Source organism: Burkholderia sp. LMG 13014, assembly GCF_905232215.1.
In the GTDB taxonomy this organism is placed as follows: domain Bacteria; phylum Pseudomonadota; class Gammaproteobacteria; order Burkholderiales; family Burkholderiaceae; genus Burkholderia.
In genome coordinates this window covers 1-1,136 of the sequence record NZ_CAJNKE010001041.1, presented here as the reverse complement: position 1 = coordinate 1,136, position 1,136 = coordinate 1, and the positions used below count along the sequence as shown (strand labels likewise).

General features: G+C 66.9%; 1 protein-coding gene. It reads left to right on the top strand.

Translation table 11 applies throughout. The features are described 5' to 3' along the window. The coding region (locus JYJ84_RS37220) for a 1-acyl-sn-glycerol-3-phosphate acyltransferase (protein WP_205190352.1) at positions 1 to 1,136 on the top strand (1,136 nt) is incomplete at both ends.

Sequence of the window (1,136 nt, the reverse complement as noted above, 5' to 3'; positions counted from 1 at the left end):
GCAACCTCGGGCTCGCGCGCCAGAACCGCACCGTGTTCCTGAGCCTGCTCGGCATCTCGTGGTTGTGGTTCGTCGGCGCGACGTTCCTCACGTCGTTCTTCAATTTCGCGAAGGACGTGCTGTCCGCGAGCCCCGACGTCGTCACGATCCTGCTCGCGACGTTCTCGGTCGGCATCGGCCTCGGCTCGCTGCTGTGCGAACGGCTGTCGCAGCGGCGCGTCGAGATCGGCCTCGTGCCGCTCGGCTCGATCGGCATCAGCGTGTTCGCGATCGAGCTGTATTTCGCGAGCCACGCGCTGCCGTCGCCCGGCCACCTGCTGTCGGTCGGCGAGTTCCTGGCCGGCGCGCGCCACTGGCGTATCCTCGCCGACCTGTTCCTGCTCGCGATGTTCGGCGGCTTCTACAGCGTGCCGCTGTACGCGCTGATCCAGAGCCGCAGCGCACCCACGCACCGTGCGCGGATCATCGCCGCGAACAACATCCTGAACGCGCTGTTCATGATCCTGTCGGCCGTGATGGCGATGGGGCTGACCAAGGCCGGCGTCGACATCCCGGGGCTGTTCCTCGTCACGGCGCTGCTGAACGTCATCGTCGCCGCGTATATCTATCTGCTCGTGCCCGAGTTCCTGCTGCGCTTCGTTGCGTGGGTGCTCGTGCACACCTTCTACCGGATTCGCCTCGTGCATGCGGAGCGGATTCCGGCGGAAGGGGCGGCCGTGCTCGTGTGCAACCACGTCAGCTACGTCGATGCGCTCGTGCTGGCCGCCGCGAGCCCGCGCCCGATCCGTTTCGTGATGGATCACCGGATCTTCAAGACGCGCTTCGCGAGCTGGGTGTTCCGGCACGCGAAGGCGATCCCGATCGCGCCGCGCCACGAAGATCCCGCGATGCTCGCGCGCGCGTACGATGCCTGCGAGGCTGCGCTGAAGGAAGGCGAACTCGTGTGTATCTTCCCCGAAGGCAAGCTCACGAAGACGGGCGACATCAACACGTTCCACCACGGCATCACGGAGATCCTGGGCCGCACGCCGGCGCCGGTGATTCCGATGGCGCTGCGCGGGCTGTGGGGCAGCTATTTCTCACGGCATACCGATGCGCGGATGCCGCGGCCGATCAAGCGCGGCGTGATGAGCCGG